Source organism: Billgrantia sp. NRB1, from assembly GCF_056921725.1.
Genome location: NZ_CM167783.1, coordinates 3,354,106 through 3,374,488, shown reverse-complemented (window position 1 = coordinate 3,374,488; position 20,383 = coordinate 3,354,106). Strand labels below are relative to the sequence as shown.

Here is a 20,383-nt window from a genome sequence, read left to right as displayed (position 1 = left end):
CTTCCCCGGTGGCCGGGGAAGGGGAGCACACGGCGCGGGGCTTATTCGTCGCCGAAGTAGCGCTGGTAGATCTCATCGTAGGTGCCGTCTTCCTTCAGCGTGGCGAGTGCCTCGTTGAAGCGCTCGGCCAGCGCCTCGTCGCGCTGGCGGAAGGCGATGCCGAAGCCTTCACCGAAGTACTCTTCCGGCTCGGTGACCATCTCGCCGACCACCTGGAACTGACCCTCGCGGGCGTCGAGCAGGGTGACCTGGCCGACGATGAACTCCAGGAAGACGAGATCCAGGCGCTGGGCCTGCAGGTCCAGCACCATGTCGTCGGCGGTGGAGTAGCGGCTGATGCTGGCGACGCCGCCGTAGTTGTCGGTGACGTAGCTGTCGAAGGTGGTGCCGCGCTGCACGCCGATGCTCTTGTCGGCCAGGGTCTCCTCGTTGATCGCCTCGATCTCGCTGCCGGCGGGGGCGAACCAGGCGCCGGGAATGGTGATGTAGGGATCGGAGAAGAGCACGGTCTGGCGACGCTCTTCGTTAATGGTCATCGAGGACATGATGGCGTCGTAGTTGCGCGCCAGCAGGCCCGGGATGATGCCGTCCCACTCCTGCTCGATCCACTCGCAGGTGACGCCCATCTCGGCACACAGGGCATTGCCCAGCTCGATGTCGAAGCCGGTCAGTTCGCCGTCCGCGTCACGGTACTCCATCGGCTCGTAGGGCACGTCGACGCCGAACCGCACGTGATCGTAGTCGCGGGCCTGGGCGGTGCCGGCGGCCAGCGCCACGCCGAGAATTGAGACAGTCAGCAGTGTTTTCATCGTTGGTTTCCTTTTGTAGTCGTTCGTCCACCGATCGGGTGACGTCGCGCCAGAATTTAGCGCAGCTGCGCAGGGCGAGAAAGCCCTCAGACGCGGTTTTGCCAACGCCTGTTTGACGCTGACGCCCCCTCAGCTCTGGGGCTTGAGATGCGCCAGCAGTCGCTTCTCCAGGTAGCGGAAGAAGAAGAGGATGGCAAACGTCAGGCAGAGATAGATCACCGCCACGAAGATGAAGGCCTCGAAGGGAGCATAGAAGCGCGCGTAGACGAAGCGTGCCGCCCCGGTGAGGTCCATCAGCGTGACCACGCTGGCAATCGCACTGGCATGCAGCATGAAGATCACCTCGTTGCCGTAGGCCGGCAGGGCGCGGCGGAAGGCACTGGGCAGGATGATGCGTCGCATCATCAGCGCTCGGGACATGCCGTAGGCCCGGGCCGCCTCGATCTCGCCCTTGGGGGTCGCCTTGATGGCGCCGCGGAAGATCTCGGTGGTGTAGGCCGCCGTGTTCAGGGTGAAGGCGATCAGGGCGGGGTAGAAGGCCTCGCGCAGCAGCGGCCACAGGAAGGTCTCCTGGATGCCGTCGAAGAACACTACCCCGTAGTAGATGATGTAGAGCTGGATCAGCAGTGGCGTGCCGCGGAACACATAGGTGTAGGCGTAGATCGGCAGGCTGATCCAGCGATGCTTCGAGCTGCGCCCGATGGCCAGGGGCACCGCCAGCACCAGGCCGATCAGCAGCGACAGGAACACCAGCTGAACGGTGACGACCAGGCCATCCCAGTAGTAGCCCAGCGTCTGGGGGGTAAAGATCAGGTTGTCGTCCAGCAGCTCATGGAACCAGGCGAGAATCTCCATGTTCAGTGCTCCCCGAAGCCGACGTTGTAGCGCTTCTGCAGCCGCGCGAAGATCCACTCCGATAGCGAGGCGATCAGCAGATAGATGAGTGCCACCGGGATCAGGAAGGTGAAGGGCTCATGGGTGGCTCGGGAGGCCTCGGCGGCGACCCGCACCATATCGGTGAGACCGATGATCGACACCAGGGCGGTGGTCTTGAGCAGCACCATCCAGTTGTTGGAGAGCCCGGGCAGGGCGTGGCGCATCATCAGCGGAAAGCGGATGCGGCGAAACACTAGCCAGGGGCTCATGCCGTAGGCCTTGCCCGCCTCGATCTGGCCGTGGTCCACGGCCATGAAGGCACCGCGGAAGGTCTCGCCCATGTAAGCGCCGAAGATGAAGCCGATGGTCAGCACTCCGGCGGCGAAGGCGTTGAGGTTGATGTACCAGTCGACGCCGAAGCGGTCGTAGAGGGCGTCCGTGACCACGTTTAGCGCCATCTGGCCGCCGAAGAACAGCAGCATCATCAGCACCAGGTCCGGCACGCCGCGGATCAGGGTGGTGTAGACAGTGGCGATCTTGTGCAGCAGCCAGCTGCGGGACATCTTGGCGCTGGCGGTGAGCAGCCCCAGCACGATGGCCAGCGCCAGCGAGAGAATCGCCAGCTGGAGGGTGACCCCGGCGCCTTCCAGCAGCCTTGGGCCGTAGCCGTGTAGGTCGAGCATGATGGAGTATCCTCAGTACTTCGGCGCCAGGAACTGCTGGAGACGCGGCGACTGCGGGTTGCCCAGCACCTCCAGGGGCGGGCCGGCCTCTTCCACCAGGCCCTGGTGGAGGTAGATCACTTCGCTGGAGACGTCCCGGGCGAAGCTCATCTCGTGGGTCACCACCACCATGGTGCGGCCCTCGTCGGCCAGGTCGCGCATGACCTTGAGGACATCGCCGACCAGCTCCGGGTCCAGCGCCGAGGTGGGCTCATCGAACAGCATCACCTCGGGGTCCATGGCCAGCGCCCGGGCGATGGCGCCGCGCTGCTGCTGGCCGCCGGACATCTGCGCCGGATAGGCATCGGCCCGGGCGGTGAGGCCGACGCGCTCAAGCAGCGCCCTGGCCTGCTCGATGGCCTCCTTCTTCGGCTTGCCGAGCACGTGCACCGGCGCCTCGATGATGTTCTCGAGCAGGGTCATATGGGCCCAGAGATTGAAGCTCTGGAAGACCATGGAGAGCTTGGCGCGCATCTGCACCACCTGCTTCCAGTCGGCGGGCTCGCGGCCGTGGCGGGTCTGCTTGAAGCGAATCGGTTCGCCGTGGACGATCAGGTCGCCTTCGTCCGGCTGTTCGAGCAGGTTCATGCAGCGCAGGAAGGTGCTCTTGCCGGAGCCGGAGGCGCCGATCAGGGTGATGACGTCCCCCTTATGGGCCGCAAGCGAGAGGCCCTTGAGGACTTCGGTATCGCCGAAGCGTTTCTTGATGTTGCGCACCTCGAGCGGAATCGGGGTATCGGCCATGTTGAGGCTCCAGGTCGGGGCATATCGCCGGCAGCGGCGACGGGCCGGTCAAGCGGGCTGGCACGAAAAGGAGGCGATTCTAACAGGCCCGGCGCTTTTCGACAGACTGGCTTGGCGGTAGTGCCATTCGACCTTGGTGGCAATCATGGTGGTGTCGAATCATGGGATATCTCCGGATTGTTGTTGTTGAGTCGAGTATTTCACTAAGGTTTGGCGCCTGTGCAGCAATCGCTGCCAGGTCGCGGGGTTAGTCCGGTGGAGCGCTGGGTGCCACCAGCAGCGCCGCCCTGGCGCCGACTTCCACCTGGGCATTGGGAAAGACCACCCGCATCGGCGACTCGCCCACCGTGAAGGGGCCCGCCTTGCCATCCTCGGCGAGACGCGTGCCGGGAGCGAACTCCGTGAAGTTGGGCGTGTCGTCGGGAAAGCAGAGCCTGAAGTCGTGGTCCTGGCGCATCAGCTCGTGGGCGACCCGGAAGTAGGCCATGCGCTCGGGGGCGGCGCCGAATGGCTCGCGCCCCTCGAGCAGCGCCGTGAGCAGCCGCCCCATGGGCGCCAGCGGCGCTAGGTCGTTGTGGCCGAAGGGCAGGGCGCGGCCCAGCTCCAGGGTGAAGGCCTGGGCGCCGTGATAGTGCTTGGCGTAGTGGGAGAAGGTCCAGCTGTGCTGGTGCTGATGCAGCACCGCCTGAATATCGGCCCCGGCCAGCCAGCGCCACTGTTCGGGCCGGGTGGACGTTTCGGCGAAGGGCTCGACTACGAAGCGCGGGTAGCGACTGTCGCGGATCGCCGTGTGCAGGTCGTAGTGCAGGCGCTCCCGCCCGGGGTGGCGGGCGAAGAAGTCATCCACGCTGACCATCAGCTTGCGCGCCCGGTCGGGTTCCATCCCGCGCTCGCCGAGGTCGCGGCGAAACAGTCGGTTGAGATTGGTGGTCACGAAGCGCCGGCCCTGGCGAATGGCCTCCAGGTTGCCGAGGATCACCAGCGCGGGGGCGCCCAGGCGAGTCAGGCCGGCCTCGAGTCGGGCCAGGCAGTCGCCGAGCAGCTCGATGGGGGCGGTCTCATTGCCATGAATGCCCACCGACAGCACGCAGGCGCGGGCATCCTCGGCCGGCGTATCGGGGGTGAGTTCGAGAATGCCCGGCCCGAGAATCGTGAAGTGTCCGCCCCGCACCGCGCCGTCGGTTCGGGGCGGGGGGGTGCCTTCCAGGCTGAGGTCGATCCATTCCGCCAGCATGGCCGCTATCCTGATCGTGTGAAAAGACTCGGGCCACCTTCCGGCGCCGTGCACTTTCCCACAAGCCCCGGAGTCGGGCTGGTGAAAGCGCGGGTGCGATAGTGAAATTCACGCCCGGCCTCAGCGCCAGGGCGCGCAGGCCTCGCCCTGGTCCACCTCGATCAGCTCGTCGACCGGAAAGGCCATGCGTTCGGCGCTGGCCACCAGGCCCTCATAGGTGGCGGCATCGAGCTGCGGGTCGCGCGCCAGGATCCAGAGATAGCGGCGGTCGGGGCCGGCGACCAGCACCCACTGGTATGCCTCGTCAAGCTCGAGGATGTTATAGCCGCCGTAGAAGGGGCCGAAGAAGCTCACCTTGAGACGGCCGACGTCTTCGTCGCCGATGAAATAGGCGCGCCCCTCGGCCTCGTCCACCTCGCCTTCGCTCAGGTTCACACCGCGGTTGATCACCCGCACGCCGCCGTCGTCGCGTCGGGAATAGTCGGCGGTGACGCAGTCCAGGCCGCGCTCGAAGGAGTGGTCGAGGCGGGCGATCTCGTACCACTGGCCGAGGTAGCGATCGAGCTCGAAGCCGGTGACGGGCTCGGTCCCCTTGGGAATCCCGGTGCAGCCGGCCAGCAGCAGGGCGGTGCCCAGCGGGGCGAGCAGGAGGTGGCGGAACATCGGCGACTCCTTGTCGTGGGGCCGCGCAGGCGGCGGCTGTGACCTTGGCAGGATGGGGCCAGTGGCGACGCCGAGCTAGACTGACCGCCTGTCCCAGCCAGGAGGCCGCCATGACCGACCACGTCCGCCATCTCAATGACCACTATGATGCCCTTGCCGCCGGGGGCGGGGAAAGCCTGATGCTTCGGCTGCGCAAGGCCTTCCGGGAGGCAGGCTGCGACCCGGACCGGCTGACCCTGGATGAGGTGGCGGGCATTGATCAACTCCACCTGGGGGGGCGCAGCGCCAGCCGCTCGTTGGCGGCGCGGGGGGAGCTGAGCCCCGGGGAACGGTTGCTGGACGTGGGCTGCGGCACCGGCGGCGCCAGCCGGCTGCTGGCCGCCGAGGCAGGCTGCCGGGTGGTGGGCCTGGACATCACCGCGGCTTTCATTGAGGTGGCCGAGTGGCTGAGCGAGGCCACCGGCATGGCCGCCCAGACCCGCTTCCTGTGCGCCGATGCCGCCCAGGCCCCGCTGCCGGACGCGCGTTTCGACGCCGTCTGGTGCCAGCATGCGCTGATGAACATGCCCCAAGTGCCGCGGGTGCTGGCCGAGTGGCGTCGCCTGCTGGTGCCCGGAGGGCGAGTGCTGCTTCACGAGGTCGTGGCCGGCGACAACCGCGAGCCGCTGGTGCTGCCGGTGCCCTGGGCGCGCAGCGCGGCGACCAGCCATCTGCGCGACCGCGGCGAGCTCGAGCGCACCCTGGCCCAGGCCGGCTTCGAACCGCTGGCGGTACGCGACGTGACCGAGGCGGCGCTGGCCTGGCGACGCGAGCGCAGCCGGCGCGAAGTCGCCGGTGCGGTGCCGGCCGCCCTGCCGGGCCCATCGCTGATCTTCGGCGACGACTTCCCGGTCATGGGGCGCAACCTGCGTGACAACCTGGCGGCTGGCAAGGTGCGCATCCTGGAGGGGGTGTGGCGCCGCTCGGTTCGATAAGATCGATGTCTGGGGTCGAAAAGCTTCGCTTTTGTTCACCGCTACCCCTTCTATGCTGAGGGCGTGATTCGTCGGATACCCCATTATCCAGCAGAAGGAGAGTGACCATGACCAAGGTGCTCGTGCTCTATTACTCCATGTATGGCCATATCGATACCCTGGCCAGGGCGGTGGCCGAGGGTGCCAGCGGGGTAGCCGGGGTCGAGGTGACCGTCAAGCGAGTCCCCGAGACCATGGACCCTGACGCTTTCGCCAAGGCCGGCGGTAAGGCCCTCGACACGCCCGAGGCAACCCCCCAGGAGATGGCCGACTACGATGCCGTGATCTTCGGCACCCCGACCCGCTTCGGCAACATGGCGGGGCAGCTGCGCACCTTCCTTGATCAGACCGGTGGGCTCTGGGCCAGCGGCGGCCTGCGCGGCAAGGTGGCCAGCGTGTTTACCTCCACCGGTACCGGAGGCGGCAATGAGTCGACCATTCTCTCCACCTGGGTCACTCTGGCCCACCACGGCATGGTGATCGTGCCGATCGGCTACGGGCAGGATTCTCAGTTCGACCTGTCGGAGGTCAAGGGGGGCTCGCCCTACGGGGCGGCCACCATCGCCGGCGCCGACGGCTCGCGACAGCCCAGCGATACCGAGCTCGAGCTGGCTCGCTTCCAGGGCGAACACGTGGCGACCATTGCCGCCAAGCTCGCCGCCTGAGGCTTTCTATACTCCCTATGGCACCCCGCCCGGAGGCCCGGGTGGGGTTCGGTCGTCAGCTGAACTGAGCGGGTTGCCGAAGGCGCCCCCCTCGCACCAGATAGCTGAGCGGATGCAGCACCAGCCAGGCGGCGAGCGCCAGGCCGATGACGGCGCCAATCATGGCCACCCAATCGAATGGCGTTGCCACATAGGCCAGCCGCGAATGGGTGAAGAGGGGAATCCACCAGAGTCCCGAGAGGCCAATCGCCAGCGCCGCCAGGTTGGTCCCCCAGCAGCGATACTGGAGCGCGCGATAGCCGCGCAGCCGGGCCACCAGCTGGGCGATCACCAGCACGCTCACCCCGGCCACGATCAGCCACAGGAAGGGGGCCAGGGCGTACATCAGGATGGTCAGTGCACCTTGAATCGTCATCGTCGGGTCTCCTCAGGCCTGGCCTTCCAGCACGGCATAGTAGGCCGGCTGCAGCATGCGATCCTTCATCACCCAGGCGACCCAGGACTCGTCCCGGGGATCGATGAAGGGGAAGGAGGGCAGGAAGTCCAGGTTATTGTCATAGCCGAACTCCACCAGCATCGCCTTGCCGATGCCGGTGATCATCGGGCAGGAGGTATAGCCGTTGTGGCGGGCCGGCAGCGGCTGCTCCTGCATCTGGGCCAGCAGGTTGGCCTCCACCACCGGGGCCTGGGCCTTGACGCTGGCGGCGGTCTTGTTGATCGGTGCGCCGATCACATCGCCGATGCCGAAAACCTCCGGATAGCGGTGGTGCTGCAGGGTGTGAATATCCACATCCAGCCACTCGTCGCGGAAGGGCCCCTCGCGGGCGATCAGGTCGCTTGCCTTGACGAAGTCCGGGGCGCTCATCGGCGGCACCACGTGGATGAAGTCGTAGTCGGCGATCACCGTGCGTTCGCCCTCCTGGGTGAACGCCGCCTCGCGCAGCTCATGGTGGGAGGTGAACTCGCTGTCCGGGCCGACGAAGGCGAACTCCGCCTGCCGCGCCCCGGGGTCGATGGCGGTGAGCCGATAGTGGTGGCGTCGCGTGACGCCCTGGTCGTCGAAGCGCTGCTTGACGAAGTCGTTGACCCAGGGCTGGCTGAACAGCGCCTCCCCCGGGGCCAGGAAATCGACCTGAAAGTCGTCGCGATGACCGGTTGCCTCCAGCCGCGACAGCGTCGTGAAGGTCATCTTCAGAGGCGCGCCGGCACACTTCACCGGCGTCGGGGCGGCGGTGAAGAGGCCCTTGCCGCCGCCGGTGGTGATCCAGGCGTCGATGGCGTCACGGGTGCGGGCGGCGCCCTCGATGCTGGCGTAGACGCTGCCGATGCCGTGGCTGCCCACCAGATCCGGCGACATGCCGTCGATCAGGTGGTAGTTGAGCTGTAACCCGGTGGCCACCACCAGGTAGTCGTATTCCAGCTCGCTGGCATCGGCGAGCGAGACCCGGCGGCGCTCGGCATCGATACCCACGGCGGGCTGGCGTACCCACTCCACGCCGGCGGGTACGAAGTTGGCGTTGGGGCGGGTGGTCTTTTCCGGGTGCCAGACGCCGGAGGCCACCAGGGTCCAGCCCGGCTGATAGTGGTGGATCTCGCGGGGTTCGACGAGGGAGATGCGCCCGCCGTCCAGCCGGCGGGCGAGCCGGTTGGCCATGGCCATGCCGGCGGCGCCGCCGCCGAGGATGACCACATGGGCCGAAGTGGAGAGCGTGTTGGCCTGCAGGCTGCCCAGGGGCAGCAGGCTGGCGGCACCGACGCCAAGGCCCAGCTTGAGCAGCTGGCGACGGTCGAGTCGGCCGGCAAAGGGGGGGTGGTGTGTCATGGGGTTTCTCGCGTATCAAATGGAAATTATGGTTATATCCTTATAATTTTATTTCCTTAGTATCCATTCTGTCTCGCCAGCGGCTGCGGCGCATTGACGCATATCAATATTCGATCTCTCGCTATATGGATATTCCACCTTTTGCTATTTCGGCTGGGGTTTCTCGCCGCGAAGGCGGGCTGTGGCGGTTTGACGCACGTCATGTTGCCTTGCATTTATGACTGCAAGGCAAGACAAAAGTCTTGATTTCTTTGTCTGTATTTGTTGATCCCGGTCAGTTTGTCCTGCTGCGGCTTTGCCAGACTTTCCTTGATCCTTCGCACCGCTGCCCTGGGTGGGGGTGGAGGCCGTGACAACACGACAAAGCGCCCCACGACGAGAGGCGCAGGCTGCAGCAAGGGGAATAGCGCAATGACCGATACCGACAAGATACGGTGGCGAAGGCTGCCGGTGCTCATAGTGGGGCTGCTGGGCCTTATGCTGGCATCGGGGGTGATGGCCAGCACGGCGGACCATACCGCCTTTGACGAACTTCAAGGGCCGTTCGATAGCGCAGAGCAGGTCACCGAGGCCTGCTTGAGCTGCCACACCGAGGCCGCCCGGCAGGTAATGGGGACCCGCCACTGGACCTGGGACTACGAGAACCCCCACAGCGGTGAGCGGCTGGGCAAGCGCACCATGCTCAATACCTTCTGCATTGCCGACCAGTCCAATGAGGGCTTCTGCCAGGCGTGTCACGTGGGCTATGGCTGGGAGGACGATACCTTCGACTTCTCCGTCGAGAGCCGGGTCGATTGCCTGGCCTGCCACAATACCGGCGACTATGTGAAAAAGGGCGGCTGGGCCGGCTGGCCCAACGATGAGCTGACCGATCTGACCCTTGCCGCCCGGAACGTGGGGGCATCCTCCCGCGAGACCTGCGGCACCTGCCACTTCTACGGTGGCGGCGGCGACGGGGTGAAGCACGGCGACCTGGACTCATCGCTCTTCCACCCACCCCGGGAGCTCGACGTCCATATGGATGCCGAGGGGCTCGACTTCAGCTGCAGTACCTGCCACCAGACCGAAGGCCATGACGTGCCTGGCAGCCGCATCCAGGGCACCGCAGTGGATGCGCATCCGGCGCTCACTCGCGGCAGCCAGGCGGATCGCAACCCCGCCACCTGCCAGGCTTGCCATGGCAGTCAGCCCCACGAGACCGGCACGCACGCCCAGCGGCTCAACGAGCACACTCGGGCGCTGGCCTGCCAGACGTGTCATATCCCCGAGATGGCCCGCGGCGGCGTGCCGACCCGAATGGCATGGGACTGGTCCACGGCGGGCCAGCTGGATGAGGAGGGCAATCCTTTCCTGCGCAGGGATGAAAACGGCTTCATTGCCTATGACAGCAGGAAAGGGGACTTCGTGGCTGAGATCAACGTGGTGCCCGAGTACCTGTGGTGGGACGGCAACACCACCTTCGTGACGGGGGAAACGCTGATCGACCCCAGCGAGCGCGTGCAGTTGAACCCCTACCATGGAATGCCGGGCGCCGAGGACTCCCGCATCTGGCCAGTCAAGCGGGCGCTGGGCAAGCAGCCCTACGATACCGTGCACAACACGCTGCTCAAGCCGCAGGTGGCAATACCCGGCAACGAGACTGCCTTCTGGTTCAACTTCGACTGGGACAAGGCGCTCCAGGCCGGCACCGAGCTGGCGGGCCAGCCGTTCAGCGGCGAATACGACTTCGTCGACACGGCGATGCTGTGGCCCATCACCCACATGGTGGCGCCCACCGAGATGGCCCTGGACTGCGCCTCCTGCCATGCCGATGACGGCCGCCTGGCCGGGGTGGAGGGGGTCTGGATGCCGGGCCGGGATCGCCATCAGTTGCTCGACCGCTTCGGCTTCGGCCTGGCCGGCCTGGTCCTGCTGGGCGCGCTAGGCCACGGGGCCATGCGCTTAGCCACTCGCAACCGCAGCAAGGGGCACTGATATGAGCGAGCGACTCTACCTCTTCACCCGCTTCGAGCGTTTCTGGCACTGGGCCCAGGCGGCGCTGATCCTCACCCTGCTGTTCACCGGTTTCGCGATTCGCGGCGTGCACGGCCTGGTCGGCTTCGAAACGGCGGTGCGCGTGCACGAGGCGGCGGCCTGGCTGCTGATCGGCCTCTGGGTGTTCGCCATTTTCTGGCACTTCACTACCGGTCAGTGGAAGCACTACATTCCCACCGTCGAGCGCATCGGTGCCATGGTGCGCTACTACGCCCACGGGATCTTCGTCGGGGCGCCGCACCCCTACCGGATCACCGTGGAGCGCAAGCACAACCCCCTGCAGCGTCTGGCCTACCTGGGCGTCAAGCTGGTGATCAACCCCCTGGTGTGGATTTCCGGTCTGCTCTATCTGTTCTGGGGCAGCGTGCGCGACAGCGTGCCGATCTGGCTGGGTCTCGAGCAGGTGGCTTGGCTGCACACCCTGGGTGCCTTCCTGATGCTGGCCTTCCTGATCATCCACGTCTATCTGGCCACCGCCGGCCATACGCCCCTGGCGCATATCAAGGCGATGGTGACCGGCTGGGAGGAGGTCCACGATGAGGGCCAGGTAAAGCATCCGCCGCGGGCGCCCTGATCAGCCGGCGCCCTGAACCACAAAGCGTCCCCCGCCATGGCGGGGGACGCTTCGCTTTTCGGAGAAGAAGGGCGGAAGGATCAGCCCGCGAGGCGTGCCGCAATGGCCCGGCCCAGCGTCTCGGTGGTGCCGCTGCCGCCCACGTCGGGGGTGAGCACCGCCTTGTCGCCCTCGGCCAGCACTGCCTCGAAGGCGTCGACGATGGCGGCCGCGGCCTGCGGATGGCCCAGGTGCTCGAGCATCATGGCGGCCGACCAGATCTGTCCGATGGGGTTGGCGATGCCCTTGCCGGCGATGTCTGGGGCGCTGCCGTGGACCGGCTCGAAGAGACTCGGGAAGGTGCCCTCCGGGTTGATGTTGGCCGAGGGGGCCACCCCGATGGTGCCGGTGCAGGCCGGGCCCAGATCGGAGAGGATGTCGCCGAACAGGTTGCTGGCCACCACCACGTCGAACCAGTCCGGGTGCATCACGAAGTTGGCGGTGAGGATATCGATATGGAACTGATCGACGCTCACCTCGGGGTAGTTCGCCCCCATGGCGGCTACCCGCTCGTCCCACCAGGGCATGGTGATGGCGATGCCGTTGGACTTGGTGGCCGAGGTGAGTTTCTTTCGCGGCCGTGACTGGGCCAGCTCATAGGCGAACTTCAGCACCCGGTCGACGCCGTGGCGGGTCATCACCGTTTCCTGGATCACCACTTCGCGGTCGGTACCCTCGAACATCTTGCCGCCGACGCTGGAGTACTCCCCCTCGGTGTTTTCCCGCACCACGTAGAAATCGATATCGCCGGGCTGTCTGTCCGCCAGCGGGCTCTTGATGCCGGGTAGCAGCTTGCAGGGGCGCAGGTTGATGTACTGGTCGAAGCGGCGGCGGAACTGCAGCAGCGACCCCCACAGCGAGATATGGTCGGGCACGGTGTCCGGCCAGCCCACGGCGCCGTAGAAGATGGCGTCGACGTCCTTGAGCTGCTCGAACCAGTCGTCGGGCAGCATCTGACCGTGCTCGGCGTAGTAGTCGCAGCTGGCGAAGTCGAAGTGCGCAAGCTCAAGCTCGATGCCGAAGCGCTTGGCCGCGGCTTCCAGGGCGCGCAGGCCCTCGGGCATGACCTCCTTGCCGATGCCGTCGCCGGGAATGACCGCAATGCGATGTGCCATGGGAATCTCCGCTGTGGTGTTCGTGAGAATAGCTGCCACCAGTGTAGCGCCCGCCATGGCAATGATAATCAGGCTATAATGCAATGTATTGTTGACTGAAAGTGGAGAATAAGGTGGCCCCGCTCGATGATCTGGCCTTCTTCCAGCGTCTCGCCCACGCCGGGAGTCTGACCGCTACGGCCCGTGAGCTGGGGCTGTCGCTGTCGGCGGTGAGCAAGCGGCTCAAGCAGCTGGAGACGCGACTGGGGGTGGAGCTGGCCAGCCGCACCACGCGTCGCCTCTCGCTGACGGCGGAAGGCGAGCGTTACCTGCAGCGCGGGGCGGCCATCCTCGAGGAGCTTGCCGAGCTGGAAGAGGCGCTGGGCGAGCAGCAGGCGGCGCTCTCCGGGCCGCTGCGTCTCAATGCTACCTTCGGCTTCGGGCGACGCCACGTGGCCCCGCTGCTCTCGGCCTTCTGCGCGCGGCACCCCGGCGTGGAGGGGGCGCTGGAGCTCTCCAACTTCCCGATGAGCCTCGGCGACCGCGGCGTCGATATCGGCATCCGGGTGGGCGAGCCGCCCGATTCCCGGCAGGTGGCGCGGCGCATCCTGGTCAACCGACGGGTGCTGTGCGCCGCGCCCGCCTATCTGAGCAGGATGCCGCCCCTCGAGGCCCCGGCGGATCTCGCCGGCCACCCCTGCCTGGTGCTGCGCGAGAACGACAGCGACTACGCCGTGTGGCGCTTCCAGCCGCGCGGCGGCGACGCCGAGCAGGCGGTGAAGGTGACCGGGCCGCTGGCCAGCAACGACGGCGAGGTGATCGTGCGTCTGGCGCTGGACGGCCATGGCATCGCCCTGCGCTCCTGGTGGGATGTGCACGAGCACCTGGAGAGCGGCGCCCTGGTCGCGCTGCTGCCCCAATGGCAGGGGGTGCGCGCCGATTTCCACGCCGTCTATCAGCAGCGCCGGCATGTGCCGGCGCGGATTCGCGCCTTCATCGACTTTCTCGAGGCAAGGCTGCCGGAGCGGGTGCCGGCGCTCAGCGGGTGACGAAGTAGGCGCGCACGGCCTCGATCACCTGCTCGATGGCGTCGTCGTCGAGGTCGCGGTGGGTCACCAGGCGTGTGGCGTAGAGCACCTCGATGAGGATGCCGCGCTCGCGCAGCCACGCCTTGAGCGGGGCGGTATGCGGCTGGGGCACGCGCAGAAAGACCATATTGGTGGCCCGGGAAAGCACCTCGAGACCTTCGATCTCGGCCAGCCCTTGGGCCAGGCGCGCCGCCCGGCGGTGGTCGTCCGCCAGCGACGCGACGTGATGGTTCAGGGCATGGTGGCAGGCCGCGGCGGCGATGCCGGCCTGGCGCATGCCGCCGCCGAGCATCTTGCGCCAGCGGCGTGCCGCCTCGATCAGCGGTACCGGGCCCACCAGCACCGAGCCCATCGGCGCCCCCAGTCCCTTGGAGAAGCACAGCGAAACGCTGTCGAAGGGCGCGCTGAGCGCGGCCAGCGGCGAGTCGCTGGCCACCGCGGCGTTGAACAGCCGGGCGCCGTCCAGGTGGGTGGCCAGGCCGTGCTCGCGGGCCAGGTCGGTGGCCGACGCGACGTAGCCGGGGTCGAGCACCTTGCCGCCGATGGTGTTCTCCAGTGCCAGCAGTCGGGTGCGGGCGAAGTGAAAATCCACCGGCTTGATGGCGGCGGCGATCGCCTCCAGCGGCAGCGAGCCGTCCTCGGCGTGGGCGATGGGCTGCGGCTGAATGCTGCCCAGCACCGCGCCGCCGCCGCCCTCGTACTTGTAGGTGTGGGCCTGCTGGCCGGCGATGTACTCGTCGCCGCGTTGGCAGTGCGCCAGCAGGGCGGCCAGGTTGCTCTGGGTGCCCGAGGGAAAGAACAGCGCCGCGGGCTTGCCGGCGCGTTCGGCCACGGCGTCCTGGAAGGCGATGACGCTGGGGTCGTCGCCGAGCACGTCGTCGCCCACCGGGGCGTCGGCCATGGCGGCGCGCATGGCGGGGGTGGGGCGGGTCACGGTATCACTGCGCAGATCGATCATGGGCCTCTCGCGGGTCGCGGTCATCGTGATGGTCCTGGGAGGGGGAGTGGCCTTCGACCAGCGCCAGCCGGGGCAGCGGATCCTGGCGGAAGTAGCGGGCCAGCAGGGTGTAGAGCGCCGGGTAGGCCTCGTGGAGCAGGTCGGGGGCGGTGAAGAAGGCCTCGCAGCAGACCGCGAAGCACTCGCCGGGGTGGCTGGCGGCGTAGTCGTCGATGGGCGTCGCCTCGCCGCGGGCGAGGCGCGCCTGAAGATCGTCCCAGACCCCCGTGAAAACCCGGTGCCACTCCCGCGGATCGATGTCGTGGGGCAGCGGCGGGAAGCCGTCCACGTCGAGGGAGTTGCCCAGGTCGAGCTTGTGGGCCAGCTCGTGGATCACCACGTTGAAGCCGGAGAGCTCGCCGCTCTCCATCAGGTCGGGAAAGGCCACCACCACCGGCCCCTGGGAGGAGGTTTCGCCGGCGCGTTCGTCGACGTACTCGTGCATCACCCCGAACTCGTCCATCTCCTCCACCTGGCGGCGGAAGGCCTCGGGCAGGATCAGGATCTCGTGCACGCCGCTGAAGGCGTCATCGTGCTCCGCCTCGCTCCAGCCCAGGGTGAGCAGGCAGCCCTGGGCGGCCAGCGCCAGCTGGGCCGGCAGGTCGAAGGGGGTATCCTCGGCCAGCGCCGGGTGCAGGCTCAGGCGCTTGGCGTGCAAGAAACGCCAGGCGCGCCGGCCCAGGCGCTCCGCCTCGTCGTCGTACAGCGCGGCCAGCAGCGGCACCCGGCCGCGGGCCTCGGCCCAGGCATCGGCCGGGAAGGGGTGGCGTGCCTCGAAGGTCTTCGCCCGCCAGCGGCGCAGCCTGCCCAGCATGGCGTCAGTTCTCCTCCAGGTTGGCCCCGGACTTCCACGACCAGTCGCGCCAGCGCAGATCGAACAGATCCTTGCGGCGGTCCTTGAGGTTGGTCACCGAGCCCTCGGCGCGGACCACCGTGAGCCGCGTCAGGTCCAGGTCCGAGAACATCACCATCTCGGTGTTGGGGGTGGTCTCGGAGAGCACGGCGTCGTGGGGGAAGGCGAAGTCCGAGGGTGAGAACACCGACGACTGGGCGTACTGGATGTCGAGGTTCTCGATGGAGGGCACGTTGCCCACGCTGCCGCACAGCACCACGTAGCACTCGTTCTCGATGGCCCGCGCCTGGGAGCAGTGGCGCACCCGCAGGTAGCCGTTCTTGGTGTCGGTCCAGAAGGGCACGAAGAGGATGTCCATGTCCTGGTCGGCGAGCAGCCGCGACAGCTCCGGAAACTCCACGTCATAGCAGATCTGGATGCCCACCCGGCCGGCGTCGGTGTCGAAGACGCGCAGCTCGTCGCCGCCGTCGATCACCCAGTCGCGGCGCTCCTGGGGCGTGATATGCAGCTTGTCCTGGTGCTCGATGCTGCCGTCGCGATGGCACAGGTAGCAGACGTTGTAGAGGCGGTCGTCCTCGCGCAGCTCGATCATCGAGCCGGCGACGATATTGATGTTGTAGGCCACCGCCATACGCGACAGCTCAGTGACGAACTGGTCGGTAAAGCCGGCCAGGAAGCGGATCGCCGCCTGCTGATCCTGCTGGGCGGCACGGTCCTGAAGGCCCATCAGCGGGGCGTTGAACAGCTCCGGAAAGACCGCGAAGTCGCTCTGGTAGCCGGAGAGCGCATCGACGAAGTATTCCACCTGCTGGAGCACCGCCTCCACCGATGCGAACTCGCGCATCTGCCACTGCACGGCGCCGACGCGCACCTGGGTGGGGCGGTTCTCCAGCACCCGCTCGGCGGGCTCGAAGAGGATGTTGTTCCACTCCAGCAACGTCGCGAAGCCCTGGGACTTCTCGTCCTCGGGCAGGTACTTGCGCAGCAGGCGCTTGACCTGGAAGTCGTTGGCCAGCTGGAAGGAGAGGATCGGGTCGTGGATCTCCTTGCGTGCCACTCGGTCCAGGTATTCGGCGGGCGAGAGCGCTTCGGCGTGCTCGTGGTACTGGGGAATGCGCCCGCCGGCCAGTATCGCCCGCAGGTTCATCGAGCGGCATAGCTCCTTGCGCGCCTCGTAGAGCCGCCGGCCCAGCCGGTAGCCGCGGTAGTCCGGGTGGATCAGCACGTCGAGGCCGTACATGGCGTCGCCGTCGGGGTCGTTGAGGATGGTCTCGCGCTTGCCGATCAGGTCGTCGTACTGGTGCGGATTGGAGAAGGTGTCATAGTCCACCAGGGCGGTCAGCGCCACGCCGACGATGGTCTCGTCGTCCTCGATGGCGATCTGGCCGTCGGGGAACTCCTTGATCAGCTTGTCGATGGTGGGCTTCGGCCAGGCACCGCCGATATCGTCGTAGACCCGGTCCATTAGCGCCTTGAGCTGCGGATAGTCCTCGGGGGTCAAGTTGCGCAGGTTGAGGTGCAGATCGTCGAGGGACATGGCGCATCCTTGTTGGTCAGGGGATCGGGAAGAGAGCCTCTGAACGGCAGTCTATCACGCGCGATCCGCGCCGCTGATAGCTCGCCGCACCGGCCGGGTGAGGGTCTGGGCCATGATCACCCCGGCCAGGACCAGGGCCCCGCCGAGGAAGTGGAAGGCGGCTACCCGCTCGCCGAGGAAGGCCATGGCGATCAGGGCGCTGAACAGCGGCATCAGGTTGATGAAGATGCTCGCCTGGCTGGCGCCGATCTGGCGGATGGCGCGCATCCACAGGTAGGTAGTGATGATCGAGGCGGGGATGCCCGCGTAGAGGATCAGCCAGACGTTGTGGCCGTCCACCGGCGTCATCGGCCCCAGCAGGTAGCCGGGCAGCAGGAACAGCACCGCGAAACAGACCTGGGCGTAGAGCACCACCCAGGGCGGCAGGTCCAGGGGCCAGCGCTTGAGCATCACCCCGTAGAGGGCGTAGCAGGTGGCGGCAACGACCATTAGCGCATCGCCCAGGGCGACTTCCAGCTCCAACAGCGAGAGGGGGTTGCCGCGGCCCAGCAGAATGGCCACGCCGAGCAGGGCGAGGGCGCCGCCAAGGGTGCCGCCGAGGCTAGGCGCCTCGCGCAGGATCAATGCGCTGAGCAGCACGGTAAGCAGCGGCACCATGGCGGCGAGAATGCCCATGTTGGTGGCCGAGGTGGTCTCGGCGGCCACATAGGCCAGCCCCTGCCAGAGTGCCATGCCGAGCAGCCCCAGGGCGGCGAGCTTCGGCCATTCCCGACGCAGGGTGGCACGGTGCTGCCAGGCCTGTGGCAGCAGTAGCGGGGTGAGAATCACCAGGGCCAACAGCCAGCGCAGAAAGGCGATACTGCTCGGCGCGATGGCGCCCACGGTGAGCTGGTTGATGGTCATGTTGCCCGACCAGATCAGCACGGCCCCCAGCGGGGCCAGGAAGTAAAGCAGCGGCATGGTGTCCTCGGCACGACGAAACAGGGCCCTGGAGCCCTGGGGGCGGGTGAGCATGGCCTGTCGGTCGATAATACGCGGCAATTGATAAGGACGCTAATGACGGGCTTCGTCGCCGGCTTTCGTGGATTCAGAGTTTATCTACATGAGGTTAACCCCTGAGCCCTCCTGTACCTTGAGAACACTCCCCTTGGACAGGAAGAGGACGAGTGTCATGAGCCCACCCAGCGACCCGCAGCCTTCGCACCCGTCCAGCGACATGGCAATGGACTATGTCGTCGGCCAGGACAATATCGAAGGCCAGCTGGGCCCCATCGGCATCGTCCTGGCGCTGATCTTCTTCGTCACCTCGTAGGACTCCGGCTCCCTGGTGATCGATACCATCACCGCCGGCGGCAAGATCGACTCGCCCCGGCCGCAGCGGATGTTCTGGGCCGTGGTGGAGGGCATGATCGCCATCGTGCTGCTGCTGGGGGGCGGCCTAGCGGCGCTCCAGGCCGGGGTGACGGCGACGGCGATTCCGTTCTCCATCGTCATGCTGCTGATGTGCTATAGCATCATCGTGGCGCTCAACGGCGAGCTGCGTCACCGGCGCCCCGGCAAGGCGTGATCCCGCGCTGCGGTTGCGCATGAAAAAGGCCGGCCGCGACACCCTATATCGGCAGGGAGCCGCGGCCGGCCTGTTTGGCTCCGCCTCAGGCGACGGCGTCGATGCCGGCCCTGGCAACGCGCACGTCCTGGTCGGATTTGACGCCGGAGACTCCCACGGCGCCGGCCACCTGGCCGTCGACGATCACCGGCACGCCGCCCTCCAGCAGGCCCGAGAGCGGGGCGGAAAGAAAGGCCGGGCGGCCGTTGTTGATCATCTCCTCGAAGAGTCGGGTCTCCTTGCGGGCCACGGCCGCGCTGCGTGCCTTCTCGGCGCTGACGATGGCAGTCATCGGGGCGGCGCCGTCCAGGCGGCGCAGGCCGAGCGGGTGGCCGCCGTCGTCGGCCACCACGATGGTCACGGTCCAGCCGTTGGCTTCGGCTTCCCGCTGGGCGGCGTCGAGAATGGCGTTGACGTCGCTGAGGGTCAGGGCGGGTTTGGTTTGCATGGTTGTATCCTCTATCGAGTGGGTAAGGGCAGTGCGTTGAGACACAGCGGGTCTCGGGCACCGTGGCGCTCGCCACGGGCCTGGGAAGTCGGGCTGGGTTGGCGCTCAGCGCGGCATCAGCGCGTCATCGACAAGCTCGATCCAGTGGCGCACCTCGGTGCGGTTGGCGCCGTTGAGGTGCGTCTGGCAGCTGAATGATTGAGCGCCGTGACGATCGTTCATGGCAGTGCCTCGTCGACGATCTCGATCCAGTGGCGAACGGGCGTGCGGTTGGCGCCGTTGAGGTGCGTCTGGCAGCTGAATGCTTGAGCGCCGTGACGATCGTTCATAGCAGTGCCTCGTCGACGATCTCGATCCAGTGGCGAACGGGCGTGCGGTTGGCGCCGTTGAGGTGCGTCTGGCAGCCGATGTTTGCCGTGACGATCACCTCGGGGCCGCCCGCCTCCAGGTTGTCGAGCTTGTCGTCGCGCAGCTGTCGCGAGAGCTCGGGCTGGGTAATGGCGTAGGTGCCCGCTGAGCCGCAGCAGAGGTGGGCGTCGGCCACCGGCGTGAGGCTGAAGCCGAGCCGGCTCAGCACGGCCTCCACCGCACCGCCGAGCGCCTGGGCGTGCTGCAGGGTGCAGGGGCAGTGGAAGGCGAGTTCGCGGCTCTCTTTTATCTGCAGGTCGTCGAGATTCTCGTCACGCAGCACCTCGACAAGGTCGCGGGCCAACTCGCTGACCCGGGCCGCCTTCTCGGCGTAGGCCGGGTCCTCTTTGAGGATATCGGCGTACTCCTTGACGAAGGCGCCGCAGCCGCTGGCGGTCTGGACGATGGCCTTGGCGCCGGCCTCGACGTGCGGCCACCAGGCATCGATATTGGCCCGCGCTCGGGCGCGACCCTCGTCCTGGGCGTTCAGGTGAAAGTCGATGGCGCCGCAGCAGCCCGCCTCCGCCACCGGGGTGAGGCCGATGCCGAGGTGGTCCAGCACCCGTGCCGCGGCGGCGTTGGTGTTGGGCGAGAGCCCCGGCTGCACGCAGCCTTCGAGGATCAGCATCTGGCGAGAATGGCGCCGGTGATCGGGGCGGACGCCGGCATCCACCGGTGCCGTTGGGAGCTTGTCTCTGAGTGCGGCGGGCACCAGCGGCCGGAAGGTCTGCCCCAGCTTGAGCAGCGCCCGGAAGCGCTTGGGCTCCACCAGCATCTTGCGCAGGGCATAGCGCTGGGCCCGCTCGGCCGGCTTGCGGGGCACGCGACGCTCGATCTCGGCGCGTCCGATGTCGAGCAGCTTGTGGTACTCCACGCCGGAGGGGCAGGTGGTCTCGCAGTTACGGCAGGTGAGGCAGCGGTCCAGGTGGAGTCGCGTTTGGGCCGTCACGTTCTCGGTGTCGTCGGGGTTCTCCAGCATCTGCTTGATCAGGTAGATGCGCCCGCGAGGGCCGTCGCGCTCGTCGCCCAGCAGCCGGTAGGTGGGGCAGGTGGCGTTGCAGAAGCCGCAGTGCACGCAGCTGCGCAGCACCCGGTCGGCCTCGCGGATATGCGGCTGCTGGAGGGCTTGCTCGCTGAAGTGCGTCTGCATAGGCGTC

At 67.1% G+C, this 20,383-nt stretch carries 20 protein-coding genes and 1 pseudogene; 6 read left to right on the top strand and 15 right to left on the bottom strand.

Going from position 1 to position 20,383, the window contains the following annotated elements:
* Positions 1 to 41: 41 nt before the first annotated feature.
* The 6 genes from ACZIYR_RS15305 to ACZIYR_RS15280 all read right to left on the bottom strand — a co-directional run bounded on the left by ACZIYR_RS15305 (position 42) and on the right by ACZIYR_RS15280 (position 5,048).
* Positions 42 to 809 carry a transporter substrate-binding domain-containing protein gene (locus tag ACZIYR_RS15305; protein WP_483527296.1) on the bottom strand — a complete coding sequence of 256 codons (768 nt, stop codon included), beginning with the start codon at positions 807 to 809 and terminating at the stop codon, positions 42 to 44.
* A 129-nt stretch (positions 810 to 938) separates the two neighbouring features.
* A complete protein-coding gene (locus ACZIYR_RS15300; RefSeq protein WP_483527295.1) occupies positions 939 to 1,664 on the bottom strand; it encodes an ABC transporter permease in 726 nt (241 codons plus the stop codon).
* Between the two features lie 2 nt (positions 1,665 to 1,666).
* Positions 1,667 to 2,368 carry an ABC transporter permease gene (locus ACZIYR_RS15295; protein ID WP_473034631.1) on the bottom strand — a complete coding sequence of 234 codons (702 nt, stop codon included), beginning with the start codon at positions 2,366 to 2,368 and terminating at the stop codon, positions 1,667 to 1,669.
* A 12-nt stretch (positions 2,369 to 2,380) separates the two neighbouring features.
* On the bottom strand, positions 2,381 to 3,151 hold the full coding sequence (locus ACZIYR_RS15290) for an ABC transporter ATP-binding protein (protein ID WP_473034629.1): 771 nt from the start codon (positions 3,149 to 3,151) through the stop codon (positions 2,381 to 2,383).
* 247 nt (positions 3,152 to 3,398) lie between these two features.
* Entirely contained in the window at positions 3,399 to 4,385 is a 987-nt protein-coding gene (locus tag ACZIYR_RS15285; RefSeq protein WP_483527294.1) for a succinylglutamate desuccinylase, read from the bottom strand.
* Positions 4,386 to 4,505: 120 nt separating this feature from the next.
* Positions 4,506 to 5,048, bottom strand: coding sequence for a lipocalin family protein (locus tag ACZIYR_RS15280; RefSeq protein WP_483527293.1), 543 nt, complete (start codon positions 5,046 to 5,048; stop codon positions 4,506 to 4,508).
* 110 nt (positions 5,049 to 5,158) lie between these two features.
* On the opposite strand from ACZIYR_RS15280, the gene ACZIYR_RS15275 reads away from it, so the two are divergent.
* A complete protein-coding gene (locus ACZIYR_RS15275) occupies positions 5,159 to 6,022 on the top strand; it encodes a class I SAM-dependent methyltransferase (RefSeq protein WP_483527292.1) in 864 nt (287 codons plus the stop codon).
* A gap of 107 nt (positions 6,023 to 6,129) precedes the next feature.
* Positions 6,130 to 6,726 carry an NAD(P)H:quinone oxidoreductase gene (gene wrbA, locus ACZIYR_RS15270; RefSeq protein WP_473034626.1) on the top strand — a complete coding sequence of 199 codons (597 nt, stop codon included), beginning with the start codon at positions 6,130 to 6,132 and terminating at the stop codon, positions 6,724 to 6,726.
* A 55-nt stretch (positions 6,727 to 6,781) separates the two neighbouring features.
* Here the strand turns inward: wrbA and ACZIYR_RS15265 are convergent, their stop codons facing one another.
* Complete coding sequence (locus ACZIYR_RS15265) at positions 6,782 to 7,141, bottom strand: hypothetical protein (protein ID WP_473034625.1); 360 nt, start codon at positions 7,139 to 7,141, stop codon at positions 6,782 to 6,784.
* 12 nt (positions 7,142 to 7,153) lie between these two features.
* Entirely contained in the window at positions 7,154 to 8,548 is a 1,395-nt protein-coding gene (locus tag ACZIYR_RS15260; RefSeq protein WP_483527291.1) for an NAD(P)/FAD-dependent oxidoreductase, read from the bottom strand.
* A gap of 411 nt (positions 8,549 to 8,959) precedes the next feature.
* Between ACZIYR_RS15260 and ACZIYR_RS15255 the strand changes: the two genes are divergently transcribed.
* Together ACZIYR_RS15255 and ACZIYR_RS15250 are read left to right on the top strand one after the other, a co-directional pair.
* Entirely contained in the window at positions 8,960 to 10,522 is a 1,563-nt protein-coding gene (locus ACZIYR_RS15255) for a tetrathionate reductase family octaheme c-type cytochrome (RefSeq protein ID WP_483527290.1), read from the top strand.
* 1 nt (position 10,523) lies between these two features.
* Entirely contained in the window at positions 10,524 to 11,156 is a 633-nt protein-coding gene (locus tag ACZIYR_RS15250; RefSeq protein ID WP_483527289.1) for a cytochrome b/b6 domain-containing protein, read from the top strand.
* Positions 11,157 to 11,236: 80 nt separating this feature from the next.
* Here ACZIYR_RS15250 and ACZIYR_RS15245 read toward each other — a convergent pair whose 3' ends face one another.
* Positions 11,237 to 12,310 carry a tartrate dehydrogenase gene (locus ACZIYR_RS15245; protein ID WP_483527288.1) on the bottom strand — a complete coding sequence of 358 codons (1,074 nt, stop codon included), beginning with the start codon at positions 12,308 to 12,310 and terminating at the stop codon, positions 11,237 to 11,239.
* Between the two features lie 113 nt (positions 12,311 to 12,423).
* On the opposite strand from ACZIYR_RS15245, the gene ACZIYR_RS15240 reads away from it, so the two are divergent.
* On the top strand, positions 12,424 to 13,338 hold the full coding sequence (locus ACZIYR_RS15240; RefSeq protein WP_473034620.1) for a LysR family transcriptional regulator: 915 nt from the start codon (positions 12,424 to 12,426) through the stop codon (positions 13,336 to 13,338).
* On the opposite strand, the gene ltaE is transcribed toward ACZIYR_RS15240, so the two are convergent.
* Genes ltaE through ACZIYR_RS15220 form a run of 4 tightly spaced genes read right to left on the bottom strand, consistent with a single transcriptional unit; the run spans position 13,328 to position 17,724 of the window.
* A complete protein-coding gene (ltaE, locus tag ACZIYR_RS15235) occupies positions 13,328 to 14,335 on the bottom strand; it encodes a low-specificity L-threonine aldolase (RefSeq protein WP_483527287.1) in 1,008 nt (335 codons plus the stop codon). The two genes, ACZIYR_RS15240 and ltaE, sit on opposite strands and share 11 nt — an antisense overlap.
* The gene (locus tag ACZIYR_RS15230) at positions 14,316 to 15,188 is read right to left on the bottom strand and encodes a M90 family metallopeptidase (protein ID WP_483527286.1); all 873 of its coding nucleotides are present in this window, start codon (positions 15,186 to 15,188) and stop codon (positions 14,316 to 14,318) included. The genes ltaE and ACZIYR_RS15230 overlap by 20 nt, the downstream gene beginning before the upstream one ends.
* 4 nt (positions 15,189 to 15,192) lie before the next feature.
* Complete coding sequence (locus ACZIYR_RS15225) at positions 15,193 to 16,764, bottom strand: GNAT family N-acetyltransferase (RefSeq protein WP_473034618.1); 1,572 nt, start codon at positions 16,762 to 16,764, stop codon at positions 15,193 to 15,195.
* A 54-nt stretch (positions 16,765 to 16,818) separates the two neighbouring features.
* Entirely contained in the window at positions 16,819 to 17,724 is a 906-nt protein-coding gene (locus ACZIYR_RS15220; RefSeq protein WP_483529092.1) for a DMT family transporter, read from the bottom strand.
* Between the two features lie 310 nt (positions 17,725 to 18,034).
* Here ACZIYR_RS15220 and ACZIYR_RS15215 point away from each other — a divergent pair.
* Positions 18,035 to 18,331: pseudogene (locus ACZIYR_RS15215) on the top strand (BCCT family transporter); the annotation flags it as partial.
* Positions 18,332 to 18,416: 85 nt separating this feature from the next.
* Here ACZIYR_RS15215 and ACZIYR_RS15210 read toward each other — a convergent pair.
* Both ACZIYR_RS15210 and glcF read right to left on the bottom strand, forming a co-directional pair.
* Positions 18,417 to 18,818, bottom strand: coding sequence for a GlcG/HbpS family heme-binding protein (locus ACZIYR_RS15210; protein WP_483527285.1), 402 nt, complete (start codon positions 18,816 to 18,818; stop codon positions 18,417 to 18,419).
* Between the two features lie 325 nt (positions 18,819 to 19,143).
* Positions 19,144 to 20,376: a glycolate oxidase subunit GlcF gene (gene glcF, locus ACZIYR_RS15205; protein ID WP_483527284.1), complete on the bottom strand. Its 1,233-nt coding sequence runs from the start codon at positions 20,374 to 20,376 to the stop codon at positions 19,144 to 19,146.
* Positions 20,377 to 20,383: the final 7 nt, after the last annotated feature.

Coding starts and splice junctions, on each gene's coding strand:
- ACZIYR_RS15305 (WP_483527296.1), bottom strand. CDS start 809: ATGAAAACACTGCTGACTGTCTCAATTCTCGGCGTGGCGCTGGCCGCC.
- ACZIYR_RS15300 (WP_483527295.1), bottom strand. CDS start 1,664: ATGGAGATTCTCGCCTGGTTCCATGAGCTGCTGGACGACAACCTGATC.
- ACZIYR_RS15295 (WP_473034631.1), bottom strand. CDS start 2,368: ATGCTCGACCTACACGGCTACGGCCCAAGGCTGCTGGAAGGCGCCGGG.
- ACZIYR_RS15290 (WP_473034629.1), bottom strand. CDS start 3,151: ATGGCCGATACCCCGATTCCGCTCGAGGTGCGCAACATCAAGAAACGC.
- ACZIYR_RS15285 (WP_483527294.1), bottom strand. CDS start 4,385: ATGCTGGCGGAATGGATCGACCTCAGCCTGGAAGGCACCCCCCCGCCC.
- ACZIYR_RS15280 (WP_483527293.1), bottom strand. CDS start 5,048: ATGTTCCGCCACCTCCTGCTCGCCCCGCTGGGCACCGCCCTGCTGCTG.
- ACZIYR_RS15275 (WP_483527292.1), top strand. CDS start 5,159: ATGACCGACCACGTCCGCCATCTCAATGACCACTATGATGCCCTTGCC.
- wrbA (WP_473034626.1), top strand. CDS start 6,130: ATGACCAAGGTGCTCGTGCTCTATTACTCCATGTATGGCCATATCGAT.
- ACZIYR_RS15265 (WP_473034625.1), bottom strand. CDS start 7,141: ATGACGATTCAAGGTGCACTGACCATCCTGATGTACGCCCTGGCCCCC.
- ACZIYR_RS15260 (WP_483527291.1), bottom strand. CDS start 8,548: ATGACACACCACCCCCCCTTTGCCGGCCGACTCGACCGTCGCCAGCTG.
- ACZIYR_RS15255 (WP_483527290.1), top strand. CDS start 8,960: ATGACCGATACCGACAAGATACGGTGGCGAAGGCTGCCGGTGCTCATA.
- ACZIYR_RS15250 (WP_483527289.1), top strand. CDS start 10,524: ATGAGCGAGCGACTCTACCTCTTCACCCGCTTCGAGCGTTTCTGGCAC.
- ACZIYR_RS15245 (WP_483527288.1), bottom strand. CDS start 12,310: ATGGCACATCGCATTGCGGTCATTCCCGGCGACGGCATCGGCAAGGAG.
- ltaE (WP_483527287.1), bottom strand. CDS start 14,335: ATGATCGATCTGCGCAGTGATACCGTGACCCGCCCCACCCCCGCCATG.
- ACZIYR_RS15230 (WP_483527286.1), bottom strand. CDS start 15,188: ATGCTGGGCAGGCTGCGCCGCTGGCGGGCGAAGACCTTCGAGGCACGC.
- ACZIYR_RS15225 (WP_473034618.1), bottom strand. CDS start 16,764: ATGTCCCTCGACGATCTGCACCTCAACCTGCGCAACTTGACCCCCGAG.
- ACZIYR_RS15220 (WP_483529092.1), bottom strand. CDS start 17,724: ATGCCGCTGCTTTACTTCCTGGCCCCGCTGGGGGCCGTGCTGATCTGG.
- ACZIYR_RS15210 (WP_483527285.1), bottom strand. CDS start 18,818: ATGCAAACCAAACCCGCCCTGACCCTCAGCGACGTCAACGCCATTCTC.
- glcF (WP_483527284.1), bottom strand. CDS start 20,376: ATGCAGACGCACTTCAGCGAGCAAGCCCTCCAGCAGCCGCATATCCGC.